General features: G+C 65.7%; 12 protein-coding genes. 4 read left to right on the top strand and 8 right to left on the bottom strand.

All coding sequences use genetic code 11. The features are described from left to right. Positions 1-57: 57 nt before the first annotated feature. Genes DEM26_RS03870 through dsbD form a run of 3 tightly spaced genes read right to left on the bottom strand, consistent with a single transcriptional unit; the run spans position 58 to position 3,355 of the window. Positions 58-672: a DsbA family protein gene (locus DEM26_RS03870; protein WP_088721995.1), complete on the bottom strand. Its 615-nt coding sequence runs from the start codon at positions 670-672 to the stop codon at positions 58-60. After that, positions 669-1,421, bottom strand: coding sequence for a L,D-transpeptidase (locus DEM26_RS03865; RefSeq protein ID WP_109171748.1), 753 nt, complete (start codon positions 1,419-1,421; stop codon positions 669-671). The genes DEM26_RS03870 and DEM26_RS03865 overlap by 4 nt, the downstream gene beginning before the upstream one ends. Beyond that, the gene (gene dsbD, locus DEM26_RS03860) at positions 1,418-3,355 is read right to left on the bottom strand and encodes a protein-disulfide reductase DsbD (RefSeq protein WP_233243014.1); all 1,938 of its coding nucleotides are present in this window, start codon (positions 3,353-3,355) and stop codon (positions 1,418-1,420) included. Before dsbD ends, DEM26_RS03865 begins: the two co-directional genes overlap by 4 nt. A gap of 73 nt (positions 3,356-3,428) precedes the next feature. Here dsbD and DEM26_RS03855 point away from each other — a divergent pair, with 73 nt between their 5' ends. Further along, complete coding sequence (locus tag DEM26_RS03855; protein WP_075776322.1) at positions 3,429-4,124, top strand: response regulator; 696 nt, start codon at positions 3,429-3,431, stop codon at positions 4,122-4,124. Then, positions 4,097-5,434 (top strand): ATP-binding protein, encoded by a 1,338-nt coding sequence (locus DEM26_RS03850; protein WP_369907735.1) that lies wholly within the window; start codon positions 4,097-4,099, stop codon positions 5,432-5,434. The genes DEM26_RS03855 and DEM26_RS03850 overlap by 28 nt, the downstream gene beginning before the upstream one ends. 9 nt (positions 5,435-5,443) lie before the next feature. On the opposite strand, the gene ligD is transcribed toward DEM26_RS03850, so the two are convergent. Continuing rightward, entirely contained in the window at positions 5,444-7,852 is a 2,409-nt protein-coding gene (ligD, locus tag DEM26_RS03845; protein WP_109171746.1) for a DNA ligase D, read from the bottom strand. Beyond that, on the bottom strand, positions 7,852-8,769 hold the full coding sequence (ku, locus tag DEM26_RS03840) for a non-homologous end joining protein Ku (RefSeq protein WP_075776325.1): 918 nt from the start codon (positions 8,767-8,769) through the stop codon (positions 7,852-7,854). Before ku ends, ligD begins: the two co-directional genes overlap by 1 nt. 367 nt (positions 8,770-9,136) lie before the next feature. Here ku and DEM26_RS03835 point away from each other — a divergent pair, with 367 nt between their 5' ends. Continuing rightward, positions 9,137-9,997 carry an NAD(P)-dependent oxidoreductase gene (locus DEM26_RS03835; RefSeq protein ID WP_158275075.1) on the top strand — a complete coding sequence of 287 codons (861 nt, stop codon included), beginning with the start codon at positions 9,137-9,139 and terminating at the stop codon, positions 9,995-9,997. A gap of 7 nt (positions 9,998-10,004) precedes the next feature. On the opposite strand, the gene DEM26_RS03830 is transcribed toward DEM26_RS03835, so the two are convergent. Next, the gene (locus tag DEM26_RS03830; RefSeq protein ID WP_109171744.1) at positions 10,005-11,888 is read right to left on the bottom strand and encodes an FAD-dependent monooxygenase; all 1,884 of its coding nucleotides are present in this window, start codon (positions 11,886-11,888) and stop codon (positions 10,005-10,007) included. Between the two features lie 109 nt (positions 11,889-11,997). Here DEM26_RS03830 and DEM26_RS03825 point away from each other — a divergent pair, with 109 nt between their 5' ends. Beyond that, positions 11,998-12,429 (top strand): MarR family winged helix-turn-helix transcriptional regulator, encoded by a 432-nt coding sequence (locus tag DEM26_RS03825; RefSeq protein WP_233243013.1) that lies wholly within the window; start codon positions 11,998-12,000, stop codon positions 12,427-12,429. Positions 12,430-12,480: 51 nt separating this feature from the next. Here the strand turns inward: DEM26_RS03825 and DEM26_RS03820 are convergent, their stop codons facing one another. After that, on the bottom strand, positions 12,481-14,745 hold the full coding sequence (locus tag DEM26_RS03820) for a xanthine dehydrogenase family protein molybdopterin-binding subunit (RefSeq protein WP_109171743.1): 2,265 nt from the start codon (positions 14,743-14,745) through the stop codon (positions 12,481-12,483). Then, positions 14,742-15,215 (bottom strand): (2Fe-2S)-binding protein, encoded by a 474-nt coding sequence (locus tag DEM26_RS03815; RefSeq protein ID WP_075776330.1) that lies wholly within the window; start codon positions 15,213-15,215, stop codon positions 14,742-14,744. Before DEM26_RS03815 ends, DEM26_RS03820 begins: the two co-directional genes overlap by 4 nt. Positions 15,216-15,317: the final 102 nt, after the last annotated feature.

The raw sequence follows: 15,317 nt of genomic DNA, 5'->3' as shown, positions 1-15,317 counted from the left end.
AAAGGCCCCGGGGAATGATCCTCCCTGGGGCCTTTTTGCCATAGTAGAGCGCGCCGCTCAGGCCTTGCGCGCGTCGCTGATCGCCTTGCGCAGCGTGTCGGCATCGACCGCGCCGGGATAGACGTCGCGCCCGACGATATAGGCGGGCGTGCCGCGCAGCCCGATCGCGACTGCCTGCGCATCGTTACGCGACAGCAGCGCGTCGATCTCCTTGCGGTTGGCCTTGTAGCCCGCCATCGCCTTGTCCGGATCGACACCGGCGTCGGAGAGTGTCTTGTCGATCAGATCGTTCGACAGCTTTCCTTCCGTCGCCATCAATGCCTCGAGCCCTTCCTTGTATTTGCCCATGCTCTGCGCGCCGAGCACCAGCTGCGAGGCATAGACGGAGGGCGCGCCGAAGATCGGCCAGTCCTTCATCACAACACGCAAATTGCCGTCTTCTCGGGTCACCTTCTCGACCACCGGGTGGTTCGATTTGCAGTAGGGACACTGGTAGTCGAAATACTCGACCAGCGTGATATCGCCATCCGGGTTGCCAATCGCGGGCGCGACCGGATCGTGGAACACCGCGTCCGGCGAGATGTCGACCTCGGCAAGGCTCGCCGTCGGCAGGATCAGCGTGGAGCCCGCGGCGACGCCGGCAAGGGTAAGGAAATTCCGGCGATCGATCATGTATTGTCTCCTGTGGTCTGGGGGAAATCTTCGGGTGAGTAGGGAACGGGCGGCAGCGGCTGGCCCGGCGGCACCGTGCCCTTGCCGCTCTCGGCACGGGTCAGCACGACGACATGCGTGCCAGAGCGGACGCGGTCGGCGAGGTCGATGATGTCCTGATTGAACAGCCGTATGCAGCCCGCCGAGGTCGCCTTGCCGATCGAACTGTCATCCATCGTTCCATGAATGCGGTAGAGCGTATCCTTGTTCCCCCGGTGGATATAAAGCGCCCGCGCGCCCAAGGGATTGTCCAACCCGCCTTCGAGCCCATCCTTGACCGGTCCGTAAAGCTCGGGATCCTCCTTGATCATGCTCTGCGTCGGCGTCCAGCTTGGCCAGTCCCGCTGATATGGGATGCGTCCCTTGCCGGAAAAGCCGCGCCCGTCCTCGCCCACCGCGACGGTGTAGCGTAGCGCGCGGTTATTCTTCTGCACGAGGTAGAGCTTGCGCGCCCAAGGGTCGACCACGATGGTGCCGGGCGGCTCGTCGGTCCAGTAATCGACTTCCTGCCGCGCTTTCTCCTCGCTCAGATACTCGGGCTTCACCGCGGGGATCGTGCGCCCGTCGTCCTCCATCGCGCTGTAGATCGCTTTTACGCGTGCGCTGAGCTGCGGCGCTTGCGGCGCGGGCTCTGGGTTAGAGGCAGGCGGCTCGGGTGCACAGGCCGCGAGTGCGATCAGGGCAAAGGGGACGAGGCGGGTGAGGGTCATTGAGCGATCTCCGAAAGCGAGGTCGTGAGTTTCGGCGCGGTGACATCCCCGATCAGGCGGGTGCCCTGCGCCTCCGTGTGATCTGGGTTGAGGAAGATCAGCGTCGGCGGGCCGATCACGCCCAACCGTTTCAGAAGCGCCTGCTGCGGCGCGCCGGTTTTGGTTACATCGACCGCGATGGGCGTGACGTCGCGCAGTGCAGCCTGCACCCGCGGGTCGGGGATCACCTCGCGCGCGATGGTCGCGCATTCGGTGCACCATTCGGCGGTGGTGATCAGCATCACCGGCGCGCCCTTCGCAGCGGCCAGTGCGGCGTCGAGCGCTTCGGGCGTCTCGACATGGGTGAAGTCATCCTCCGTCAGCACGCCCGACGAGGCAGCCGCGACGGTCTGGCTCGCTGCGAAGGGAGCAAGCGGCCGCAGTGGATCGCTGGCCCCGCTTGCCGCACCGATACCCTCGATGGCACCGGCCAGCAGTGCCGCGACGCCAAGCGCGCCCCCGGTGCGGCGCAAGCCCGAGCTTTCCGGTCCGAACCGGTCGCGACCGCCCAGGGCCACGCCCGCACCGATCAGCAGCAGTGCCCAGAGCGCGAGGATCGCCGGACCGGCGATGACGCGGCTCAGCAGCCAGATCGCCACGCCCAGGAAGACGAAGCCGAAGGCGCGGTTCACGCCGACCATCCATTCGCCCATGCGCGGCAGGATCGCCGAACCGAAGAGCCCCACGGCCATCAGCAACACGCCCTGTCCCAACCCCAGCGCAAACAGCGCCGAGGCCCCGAGCCCGGCGTCACCCGTCTGCGCGATATAGAGGAAGGCCCCGGCCAGCGGGGCCGTCACGCAAGGTCCGACGATCAGCGTCGACGTGAAGCCGAGGATCGCCGCCCCCGCAAGCGTGCCGCGCCGCCCCTGCACGGAGCTCACCTTGTTGGTCAGCGCCTGCGGCAGGCGCAGCTCGAACAACCCGAAGGAGGACAGCGCGAGGACGGCAAACAGCAGCGCCAGCGCAATCACCGTCGCAGGGGCCTGCATCAGGAATTGCAGGTTCTGCCCAGACCACGCTGCCACGATGCCCAGAAGCCCGAAGGCCACCGCCATCGCCAGCACATAGGTTCCGGTCAATGCGAGCCCGCGCGCAGGCGTCAGGTCTTTTCCTTGCGCGCCGAGCATCCCGGCCACGATCGGCACCATTGGCAGAACGCAAGGGGTGAAGGCCAGAAGCAGACCGAAGCCGAAGAACGAGGCCACCACCAGCGCCCAGCCGCCTTTCGCCGCTATCCCTGCGACGAGCCCGTCATCGGAAGAGAGGCTCAGCTCGCTCCCGCTTTCTTCGGAATTGGATGCAGCCGGTGAAGGGCTTTCGGCCTCGGAGGACGCCGCAGGCGCAGAAGACGAGGCAGGCGCGTCGCTCCGCGCATAATCGGGCACCCCGGCGGCTTGGTTCGACTGCGCCGCGCCGGATGCAGACGCAGTCGCGGCCCCATCCGGCGGCACGATCTCGCGGCTTTGCGGCGGGTAGCAAAGCCCCTTTTCTTCGCAGCCCTGCCAGTGCAGCGTGAAGGGGCCGGTGATGTCGCTCACCACGGCCTCGGTGTGATCATGCCAGACCTCGACCGTGCCGAAATTCGGATCGTCCTTCATCTCGCCCGGCTGCGTCTCGATCACCGGCGTATCGCCGTCCTCGGCGCTCACCGTCAGATGCTCGCGATAGAGGTAATAGCCCGGCGCGATGTCAAACGAGACGGCGAGCGTCCCGTCATCCTGCCACTCGGTCTCGACCTGAAACGCCGCTTCGGGCGACAGCGGACCGCTGCCTCCCTTGGGCTTCAGAAGATCGAAGCTTTGCGCCGCAGCGAGGCCGGGCAACAGCAGCGAGATCAGAAACACGCCCCAGAGGGTGCGCAGCGATAGACGGGAAAGAGCCTTTGCGTTCATGTTGGCCGGATCGCGGGCGAAGCTTAAGTCAGTCTTAAGATTCGTGCGCTGTATCCGCCGCGAAGGAGAAAAGATGCGCATACTCGTCGTCGAAGATGACAGCATATTGGCGGATGGCCTGCGGGTCGGGCTCGGCATGGCCGGCTTCACAGCCGATGTCGTCTCCTGCCTCGAAGATGCCCGCGCCGCGCTGGCCGGGGCGGAATATCGCGCGCTCGTGCTGGATTTGATGCTGCCCGATGGCTCCGGGCTCGAACTGCTGCGCGAATTGCGCGCAGGCCGCGCCGGGCTGCCGGTGTTGCTGCTGACCGCGCGCGATCAGGTCGAGGACCGGGTCGCGGGGTTGGACGCAGGCGCTGATGACTATCTCGGCAAGCCTTTCGACCTGGACGAGCTGGCTGCGAGGCTGCGCGCCCTGTCGCGCCGGTCGGACGGGCGAGCGGCAGCACAGATCGCCCATGCCGGGCTGGAGCTCGACCCCGGCACCCGTAGCGCGGCCTTCAACGGCCAACCGCTGAAACTCTCGCGCCGCGAATTCGCAGTGTTGCAGGCGCTGGCCGAACGCCCCGGACGGGTGCTTGCGAAATCGGATCTCGAAGACCGGCTCTACGGCTGGGACGAAGAGGTCGAGAGCAACGCCGTCGAAGTTCATATCCACCATCTGCGCGCGAAGCTCGGGCGCGATTTCATCGAAACGCTGCGCGGCATCGGCTACCGGCTGCGCCCAGAGGAGACCTCGCCATCTCGCTCCGCCTCCGCCTCTTCCTGATCCTCACCGGCGCGACGCTGGCCGTCTGGCTTTCGGCGGTGCTCTGGATCGAGAATTCCACCCGCGCCGAGGTGACGCGCGTGCTCGACGCGCGTCTGGTGGAGGCGGCGCGCATGGTCTCGTCTCTGGTCTCGAAAAACCAGATCGCGCTGAACCGTGACGATCCGGCGCAGATCACCCTCTCGCATGACGAGAGCTACGAGCATCAGCAATTTTGCCAGATCTGGTCTTTCACCCAAGGTCTCGTCGGACGCTCGAACGGGGCGCCGAGCGCGCAGCTGGTGCCCGCCGATGCAACGGGCTTTCGCGATGTGACGCGCGACGGCAAGGCGCTGCGGGTCTACACGATCATCGACCCCGACCTCGGCGGGCAGGTCACGGTGGGCGACAGTCTCGCGATGCGCAACCGGCTGGTGCGCGACGTGATCGAAGGGTTCTTGTGGCCCGCGCTGGTGATCCTGCCGGTGATGTGGGGATTGATCTGGCTTGCGATCTCGCGCGGGTTGGCACCGCTAGACCGCTTCGCCCGCGATCTGGACGCGCGGCCCAGCGAGGATCTGCGCGCATTGCCCGGCACTGCCCAGCAACCACGCGAGATCCGCCCGCTCGCCGGAGCGCTCGACGACCTTCTGGCACGACTGGCCGCCGCGCGCGGGCGCGAGCGCGAGTTCATCGCCTACGCCGCGCATGAGATGAAAACGCCGCTCGCCGGGCTGAAAACACAGGCCCATATCGCGCGCCATGCGCCCGATACCGACACCCGGGAACACGCCCTTGCCGCAATCTCGACCTCCGTCGATCGGACCGACCGGATGGTGCGGCAACTTCTCGATCTGGCGCAGGTGGATAGCCGCGAGACGCGGGCGACCCCGGTCGAACTGACCGGGCTGCTGCGGCAGGTGCTGGGCGATCTGGCGGGGCCTGCGACGCGGCGGGGGGTGACACTGGAACTCGAGAGCGCTCTGGACGCCCCGAGCGTCGGCAGCGATCCGCTGCTTCTGTCCCTCGCCCTGCGCAACCTGATCGAGAACGCGGTGCAGGCGAGCCCGGACGGAGCAGCGATCAAGGCGCGTGTGACCGGGTCCGACGACGCGCTTTTGATCGACATCCATGATGGCGGGCCCGGCCTGCCGCCAGAGATCGCGCAGCAGGCGGGACAGAAATTCGTCAAGGGCAAAGGTGCCGATGCGAATGGCTCTGGCCTAGGCCTCGCGATCGCGCGCGATGCGTTGGCGCGTCTGGGGGCCACGTTGCGTTACGAGATGCGCGACGACGGGCATCACACGCTGGTCGACCTGCCCACCGCGTGAGGGAGGCAGTCACTCCGAGGCGTCGAGCATATCTTTGAGCTTGTCGACCCGACCCTGGCTAATCGAGACGGCATCGGGAAACGCGATCGCTGCATCACGCTCCAGCGCCGCGCCCAGATCGAAGGCGTTGGCCTTGCGGACTTTCTTCAACTCGTCCCACGAGATCGGCATCGCGACCGGCGCACCGGGCCGTGCGCGCAGCGAATAGGGCGCGATCGCTGTCGCTCCCTCGCCGTTGCGCAGCCAGTCGACGAAAATCCGACCCTTCCGCTTCGACTTCGACATTTCGGCGGTATAGCGTTTGGGCGACCGCGCGACGAGAAGATGCGAGAAGACCCGCGCAAAAAGCCTGACCGTGTCCCATCCGGCGCTGCGCCGGAGCGGCACCGTCACGTGGATACCCTTGCCGCCGGACAAGAGCGGCCAGCTCGGCATGTCCAACTCGGCCAGCAGATCGCGGATCTCGATGGCCGCATCTTTGACCCCGGCGAAATCCAATCCCTCGTCGGGGTCGAGGTCGAAGACCAGCCGGTCGGGCCGCTCCAGCCGATCGACGCGGCTGCCCCAGATGTGGAACTCGATCGTGCCCATCTGCGCGGCCGCGACCAGACCCTCCGCTGTGCGGATCATCATGTACTGCGCGGTCTTGCCGTCACTCTCGGTGATCTCGACATTCTCGATCCCGTCGGGAAAGCCCCGGCCTGCGTGTTTCTGGAAGAAGCGCTCGCCGCCCAGACCTTCGGGCAGCCGGAGCAGCGACACCGGATGCTCGGCAAGATGCGGCAGGATGCGATCGGCCATCGCCTCGTAATAACGCGCGACATCGAGCTTGGTATAGCCGGCGCCCTCGAATACCACCCGCTCGGGCGAGGAAATCCCGATCTCCGCGACGTTCGGGCGCTCCTCGGAGGGTGCGTCGTTATCCAGCCGTACCGTGCGCGCGGGCTTGTCCTCGCGCAGCCCGAGGAAGACCGCATGCCGCAACCGGTCGCCCCCGGTGCGCTCCGCATAGCGAATCTCGGCGACCAGTTCGGGCCTGATCCAGTGCATGCCCTTGGCCTCCGATGCCTCGACATCGGCGGGCGCGGTCTTGCGGGCGAGCGGTTTCATCGCCTTGGCCAACGCCTCCGCCTGATCCTCGTCGAAGCCGGTGCCGACCTTGCCGACATAGCGCCAGCCGTCGCCCTCGGCGGTCCCCAGCGCGAGCGAGGCGAAGGGCCGGCCACGCTTGTCGCTTTCCTGCCAGCCGAGAATGACGAACTCGTCGCGGCGCTCGCATTTGACCTTCATCCACGATTTGGAGCGGGTCCCGCGATATGGTGCGTCGATGCGCTTTGCGATCAGTCCCTCGCCGCCCGCTTTGCAGATCGTGTCGAAGGCACCCTCGGGGTCTTTGGAGATCACCGGGGAGAGCTGCGCAGGCCCCAGCGCGGGGAGCGGCTTCATCACCTCCTCCAGCACTTCGCGGCGTTCGGAGAGCGGCGCCTTGCGCAGGTCCTCGCCGTCGCGCGACAGGATATCGAATCCGTAGAAGCGGAACGGCCCGCCTGCCGTGATCGCCTTTTGCAATTCCGAGAACCCGTCGAGACCTGCGCCTGCGACGATCTCGCCGTCGATCAGGGCGCTGTCGCAATCGGTCTCAGCCAAGGCGGGCAGCAGGCCTTCGAAGCGATCCGTCCAATCCTTGCCGTTGCGTGTGAAGACGCGCGGGCCGTCGTCTCCAAGCGCGATCAGTGCCCGGTAACCGTCGAATTTCAGCTCGTGCCACCACCCCTCGCCCGCGACCATCTTGTCCGACAGGGTCGCCAGCTGCGGCTTGGAGAAGCCAGGGCGTTTGCCGCCTTGCGTCTTGACGGGCGGCTTGTCGGCGGCGATCTCGCGCATCGTGCGCTGGCTGAGAACAGAGCGGCGATAGCGCGCAACCGGATCGCGCGCGCCGCTGGCCGCGTCCTCCGCCTTCGTCAGCAGCCAGTTCTCGCGCTTGCCTTCGGTTTTCATGCGGATCAGGTGCCACTCGCCTGTCAGTCGCGCGCCATGCAGGCGAAGGTGCAGATGCCCTTTCTTGAGCGCCTTGCCGACCGGGATCAGCGGCTGCCAATGCCCCAGATCCCACAGCATCACCGTGCCCGCGCCATAGTTGTCCTTCGGGATCGTCCCCTCGAAGGTGAGATAGTCGAGCGGGTGATCCTCGGTCCGCACCGCGAGCCGCTTTTCACCCGGATCGAAAGACGGTCCCTTGGTGATCGTCCAGGACAGCAGCACGCCCTCCCATTCGAGGCGCAGATCGAAATGGGTGCGCGTCGCGTCGTGTTTCTGTATCGAATAGCGCGGCGCGAGATGGCCCGAGGCGGTGCCGCCATCGGGCTCTGGCGTCTGCGCGAAGTCGCGCATCTCGAGATAACGATCGAGGCTTCCCATCACGCCGACTTCTTCGTTGAGGACTTCGCGCCGGAGGATTTGCTGGATTTCGACCCGGATGACTTCGCGCCGGAGGTTTTCGATGACGATTTGCGACCCGTCGATTTGCCCCCGGATTTGTCGCTGCCATCGGCCTTGAGGCTGTCCTGCAGCGCCGACATCAGGTCGACCACGTTATCGCCGCCTCTGCTGCTGTCATCCTCGCCCGCCTTGGCGCGGGGCGTCTTCTTCGACTTGCGTTTGCGGTCGATCAGATCGCGCAAAGCCGCGTCGTAGTGATCGGTGAAGGCGGAGGCGTCGAAGCTGTCGGTCTTGCGGTCGATCAACTGAGTGGCGACCTCCAGAAGCTCTTTGTCCGCAGGTTCGTCCTCGATGTCGGAGAACAGCGGGTCGGCTTCGCGGATCTCGTCGGCATAATGAAGCGTCTCCAGCAGGATGCCGTCGCCGCAGGGCCGCAGCGCGCAGAGATATTCCTTGCCGCGCATCACCAGTTGGCCAAGCCCCACCTTCTTCGATTGCCGCAGCGCATCGCGCACCACCCGGTAGGCATCCTGCGCCAGATCGTCGGTCGGCACGACGTAATAGGGCCGGTCGTAATAAAGCGGCGGGATTTCGGACGCGTCGACGAATTGCACAAGCTCAAGCGTCTTCTTTGTTTCTAGCTTGATCGCGTCGATCTCTTCGGGCTCCAGCAGCAGATATTCATCGTCGCCGAGCTCGTAGCCCTTGAGAATCTCGTCGGCGTCGATGGGCCCGATGCCGGGGACGGTCTTCTCATAATGGACACGCTTGCCCGAAGGCCCATGGATTTGCCGGAACGACAGTCGCGCGCCGGATTTGGTCGCGGAGTGGATTTCGACGGGGATGCTGACCAGCGACAGTCTGAGCTGGCCTTTCCAGATCGCGCGTGAGGCCATGAGCGGCTCCTTTGGCTTGACCTTGGGAGAACGCCCGCTGCCGCGCGGGGTTCCGCGCCGGGCTCGGGCGCTTGATGCATCTTCCGCATAGACCCGCGCAATGTCGAGCGTCGCCTCCATTTTTACCCTTATCAAAGCCGGCACACGAGAAATCGGAGAACCGGCGAGCGGCACGGTGGCCGTCGGGGCAATCGGTCATGGAACAAAGGCCGGAGAACGAGCGTTCGCCCCCCTGTCGGATTTATCTCCATACCGATGGAAGCGCCTTTGGCCCCCTTGCGGTCACCAGCATGTGCCTGCCGCTCTCGGAACCTTGCGAAGGCGCCTCGCATTCGGTCAGCAACAGCATCACGAACAGGAGCAGAGCATGGCGAAAATCGCATTTCTTGGCATGGGAGCGATGGGCTCGCGGATGGCGCGAACCCTTCTGGATGCGGGCCACGATCTTGTCGTCTGGAACCGGACGCCGGAGCGCTGCGACCCGCTGATCGAGGCCGGAGCCACCGGCGCGAAGACCCCGCGCGACGCCGCCGCAGCCGCCGAGTTCACGATCTCGATGCTGCGCGACACCGATGTCTCGCGCGAGGTCTGGTGCGACCCGGAAACGGGCGCTTTCGCAGGTCTTCCGGAAAGTTCCGTCGCAATCGAAAGCTCGACCATTACGCCCGAAGGTGCGGCAGAGCTGGGCGAATTCGCCCGCGAGCGTGGGCTGACCTTTCTGGAAGCGCCGGTATCGGGCACGCTGCCACAGGCCGAGAACGGCGCGCTGGTCTATTTCCTCGGCGGTGAGGCTGAGACCGCCAAGCGTGTGAATGACGTGCTCGAGCCGCTCGCCAAGGCACAGCATCATGTCGGCACGTGGGGCATGGGCGCGCGAATGAAGCTCGCGACGAACGCCATGCTGGGCGTTCAGGTCGCGGCCTGGGCGGAGATCATTCCGATGCTGGAGCGCGGCGGCATGGATATCGATCTTGCGCTGGAGGCGCTCTCCTCCACCCCGATCTGGACACCGAACGCGCCCTATATCACCGGCACGATGCAGCGCTCGGATTTCACCCCGCAATTCCCGGTCGACCTGATCTCGAAGGATTTCCGCTATGCCATCGCCGAGGGCGGAGAAGCGCGGATGCCGATGACCGAAGCCGCCAAACGCCTCTTCGCGCGGGCGAGCGAGGCCGGCCATGGCGATGAGAACATGACCGGCGTCGTGCAGGTGAACCGCGACTGACGCGCCCTCAGCCAGCCGATTGCAGGATCAGGATGCGGTCGAAGAAATCCGCGACCGCGTCCACCGCATCGAGCGGCAGAACCTGCGCGACATATTGATCGGGGCGCAGCACCAGCAAGGCGCCCTGCACCCGGTCGATGCCGCGCAGATCGAAGATGTCGGGGCCGGTGACGGCGGGGCAGAAGACCTTCTCGTAATCGACCAGCCCGTAGCGCCCCTTCTTGGGCCGCAGGAGCGCGGGCAGCGCCTCGATCAGCATCTCGCGGTGGGGCGTCTGGAAGACTGCGCGAAGGTCGATGACGCTGTCGATATCCGCGCCCTCCGGCGTGAAGCGGTGAAGCAGCCCCTCCGGCCCGTCGAGCCGGTCGCATAGCTGCGCGATCGCCCCGCCTGTCTCGCCACTGTCGCCTTCCGGCGCGAAGGCCAGAAGCCGCCAGCATCCATCCGCCTTGAACGCATGACCCAGCTGCATCGGCTTGGCATCCGCCAAGCGCACCACCGGCGCAGAGTGGAACCGCTTGCCCACGACCTGCCCGGCAGCGAGTGCCTGATGCGCTGTGTCGCCGATCAGAAGCCCCGACGCGTATTGCGTCTCGACCCCTGCGGTATAGCGCCCGTGCTTCTGGAAATAGGCCTGAAACTGCGCCTCATCGTCCTTGGTCTGCGGCTTCGCGCTGAACAGCCGCGCCATGTCGCGGTCGAAATCGACGAGCTCCTGCGCCTTGGCCTGCCGCTCCTCCGAATAGGTCCGGAGAAGGCCTGGCCGCGCCTGCCCGCGCAGCACGGCCGCCAGTTTCCAGCCGAGGTTGAACGTATCGGCCATCGAGACATTCATCCCCTGCCCGGCCTTCGGGCTGTGGGTGTGACAGGCGTCGCCCGCGATGAAGATGCGCGGCTCGGGCGCGCCGTCGCCGTCTCTGTCGCTATCGTCGAAACCGTCGCAGACACGCTGGCCGATCTCATAGGCCGACCACCATGCGACCTCCTTCACTTCCAACGTATAGGGAGCGAGGATGGCCTGCGCCTTCTCGATCAGCATCTCGGCACTGACGTTTCGGTCGGCGGCGCGTTCTTCGCCATGCAGCGCGTCGAGCTCGATATAGAACCGCACCAGATAGCCGCCTTCGCGCGGGATGATCAGGATGCTGCCCTCGGTGGCTGACTGGATCGCCGCCTTGAGCCGGATATCGGGGAAATCGGTGACCGGCAGCACATCCATCACGCCCCAAAGCTGGCGCGCGGATTCGCCGTGCAATTCGTGCCCGATGGATTTGCGCACCGTGCTGCGCGCGCCGTCGCAGCCGACGACATAGCGCGCGCGGATCGTCTCGGTCCCGCCCGGCGCATCGAGGCAGTCGAATGTCGCGACGAGCGGATAATCGGGATCGTCGGTGCGGGTGAGCATGGTCAGTGCGCGGTCGTAATCGGGGGTCAGGCGGCGCGGGCCGTTGCGCATCGTCTCGAGGTAGAAATCATGGACCCGCGCCTGATTGAGGATGACATGCGGCATCTCCGAGAGATCGTCGGCCACGTCTTGAATCCGGTCGGCCCGTTGCAGCCCGTCGCCTTGCGCGCCGGGCCGCCAGAAGGCGACCTCGTTCACCCAATAGCCCTCTTTCATCACCTTCTCGGCGAAGCCGAAAGCCTCGAACATCTCGACCGAACGGCAGGCGATGCCATCCGCCTGCCCGACTTCGAGCGGGCCGGGTTTGCGCTCGGTGATGCGCACGGAAATCTCGGGGAAGGCTGCAAGCTGCGCCGCAAGCGTCAGCCCTGCCGGGCCGCAGCCGACAATCAGAACGTCGACCGTGTCGAGCTTCTCACCCGCCTGCGGATGACGCGGCGCGATGGCCGGATCGCCGGGGATGAACCCGTTCAGATGAAACTGCATAGCTCGCCCTCCCAATTGATATGCATACTTACCATTAGCGGAAGGACTGGCGCCGCGTCAATATAGTAAGTACACTTACATAAATCGCGGAAGAACCGGAGCGCAGCTTATGCCGAACGAATTCGAGACCATGCCCGGCCACCTTATCCGGCGGCTGAACCAACGCTCGACGGCGGTGTTTCAGAAACGGATCAAGGACGCCCCGCTGGAGCTGACCTCTGTGCAATTCGCGGCGCTCGATGCCTTGTCGCGCGAACCGGGGATGGATCAGGCGCAGCTGGCGGCGCGCATTGCCTATGACCGCGCGACGATCGGGGACGTGGTGAAACGGCTGGTGCAAAAGGGGCTCGTCGAGCGGACCGTCAGCGAGACGGATCGGCGCGCGCGCAGCTTGCATCTGAGCCCCAAAGGCGCGGAGGCGCTGGAGGGCGCACGGCCAGTGGTGACCCGGCTGCAGGCGGAAATCCTGGAAGGGTTGAGCGAGGAAGAGGCCGCGCAGTTCATCGTGCTCGCCCGCAAGGCGGTCGCCCCGCAGGACTGAAAAAGGGAGGCGATTGCTCCGCCTCCCCCAAATCTTTCCGTCCAGACGGGCTCAGCCCTTCTTCAGGTCGAGCTTGTCCATCGGCATCGAACGCACGCGCTGCCCGGTCAGCACCGAGACCGCGTTCGCGATCGCCGGCGGCACGGCGGGCAGCGGCGGCTCGCCCACGCCCCCCATCTTCGCGCCACTCTCGATCACCTTCGCATGGATGCGCGGCGCCCGCGCACCCCCGAGGATCGGGTAGTAGTCGAAGTTGCGCGCCGTCGGCTTGCCGTCCTTGTAGACGACCTCTTCGATCAGCGCCTCCGAGGTGCCGAGGGTCGCAGCACCCATGATCTGCGCCTTGATGATCGACGGGTTCACGATGCTGCCCGGGTCGAGCACGTCCCAGACGTCATGCACCACGATCTTGCCGTCCTGGATCGAGACTTCGGCAATCGCCGCAGCCTCGCTGCCGAAGGGCGAGGCCATCGCGACACCGCGGGCGCGGCGGGTGCCATCCTCGGCATCGAAGGGACCACGCTTCCAGCCGCCCGACAGATCGCCGACCGCTTTGAGCAGATTTGTCAGACGCTCGTTCCCTTCGAGCAGCTTCATGCGCAGCTCATATGGGTCCTGCCCGCCCGCATCGGCCATCTCGTCGAGGAAGGCTTCGTAGAAGAAGTCGTTCATCGAATGGCCGACCGAGCGCCAATAGGCGAGCGAGGTCGGGTTCTCGACATAGTTCTGCGCAATGCGGCGGTTCGGGATCGCGTAGCTCTTGCCGGTCAGCCCCTCGACGGCCATCGCATCGACCTTGTCGGGGTTGTGACCGTTCAGCGCCTCGGTCGGGCCTTCACAGGCGGAGATCGCCTCCAGCGCCACCGGCATGCCGTTCTCGTCCAGCGCGCCACGGAAACGCACCGCCGCCATCGGGCGTAGCGGGTCGCGCAGGAATTCCTGCTCGCGCGTCCAGATCACCTTGATCGGCTTGCCGACCTCCTTCGCAAGCTGGACCGCCTGCGGGAAGGGGTTGGCCGACGGGTACAGGAAGTGCCGCCCGAAGAAACCACCCAGCATCGGCGAGTTGACCTTCACCTGCTCGGGCTTGATCCCCGCCGCATCGGCGATCTGGGTCTGGAACTGCTCGGGCGCCTGGTTGGGCAGCCAGATGTCGAGCGTGCCATCCTCGTTGAACCGCGCCAGCGTCGAGGCAGGCTCGATCTGGGCGTGGTGCAGGTACTGGCTCTGATAGGTCGCATCGACCGTCTTCGCTGCCCCGTCGAAGCCCGACTTGATGTCGCCTTCGCTCTCGGCCTCGGTGCCGTCGCCCTTGGTGTTGGCCAGTTGCTTGGCGAACTCCTCGGTCGAGAAATCGGCGGGCATGTAGCGGATTTTGGACTTCTCCTCCTCGTTCGGCTCCTGCCAGTCGACCTTGGCGGCTTCGACCGCCGTTTTCGCGTCCCAGAAGCGCTCGGCCACGACAGCCACCGCGCCGTCGAGCTTATGCACCGACATGACGCCGGCCATGCCCTTCACCTCGTCGAGGTTGCTGATATCGCCGGGTTTCAGCCCCAGACGCGGTGCGTGCTGGACGGCTGCGTGGAGCATGCCGTCGACCTTGGCATCCATCGCATACATCGCCTTGCCGGTCGATTTCTCGTAGACGTCGACGCGCTTCACGGGCTCGCCGATCCACTTGAAGTCTTTCGGGTCTTTCAGCGTCACGGAATCCGGGCTGGGCACTTCCTGGTCGAGCGCATCGCCCGCCAGCTCGCCGTAGCCCACCGACTTGCCGGAGCCCTTGTGGACCACCTTGCCTGGCTCGGTCGACAGTTCGGACACCGGCGCGTCGAGCTTCTTCGCCGCTGCTTCCAGCATCATCTGCCGTGCAGCCGCGCCGAGCTTGCGCATCGTGTCGTAGCTGGTACGCACCGACATCGAGCCGCCGGTGATCCGCATCTTGCCGTAGACCACGAGGTAATCGCTGCCTGCGGGTGCGTTCTCGACGATGAAGCTGTCGGGGGCGACGTCCATTTCCTCGCCCACGATCTGTGCCATCGCGGTGAAGACGCCCTGCCCGCCTTCGTTGAACGGGCTCAGCAGACGGACCTTGCCGTCCTTGCGCAGCTCGAGGAAGGCCGGGACGTTGGCGCCGGGCGGCATCTCCTGCGCGGCAGCCGCAGCCTTGTTGGGCGCGACGCTCAGGCCGAAGCCCAGCACGAGCGAGCCCGCGGTGATACCGGCCGAAGCCAGCAGGAAGCGGCGACGCGAGACGTTCTCGGGCGCGCCGGTCGGGTAGCCGGGATCGGAAATCTTGGGATCGTGGTCGTTCATTGCGCATCCCCCGCTTTCGCTGCATCGGTACCGGCAATCGAGGCGATCGTATCGTTGATCGCGTTGTAGGTGCCGCAGCGGCACAGGTTGGTCATAGCTGCCGTGATGTCATCTTCGGTGGGCTTGTCGTTCGACTTCAGCAGCGAGGTCGCCGCCATCACCTGACCCGATTGGCAATAGCCGCATTGCGGCACTTCCTTGTCGACCCACGCCTCGACGACACGCTTGCCGACGGGGTCGTTCTCGATCTCTTCGATGGTGGTGACTTCACTGTCGCCCACCGCGCTGACCGGCAGCACGCAGCTGCGCTGCACGGTCCCGTCGAGCAGCACCGAACAGGCGCCGCATTGCGCGATCCCGCAGCCGAATTTCGTGCCGGTCATGCCCAGCTCATCGCGGATCACCCATAGGAGCGGGGTATCCGGGCCGGACTGCACGTCGACGGACTTGCCGTTGATCTTCAATTTCATGAGTTCCTCCTCGCCGTTTTATCGGTGAGCGCCCGCGCGGCGCTTGTTGGCCGACCTTCACGTAGGGCGCACACGGCGAGAGGCACTAAATTTTCGTGAAAA

The organism is Thioclava sp. NG1, from assembly GCF_003122275.1.
Lineage (GTDB): Bacteria > Pseudomonadota > Alphaproteobacteria > Rhodobacterales > Rhodobacteraceae > Thioclava > Thioclava nitratireducens.
Note: the sequence above shows the minus strand (reverse complement) of the source record. Positions and strands in the feature narration are given on the sequence as shown.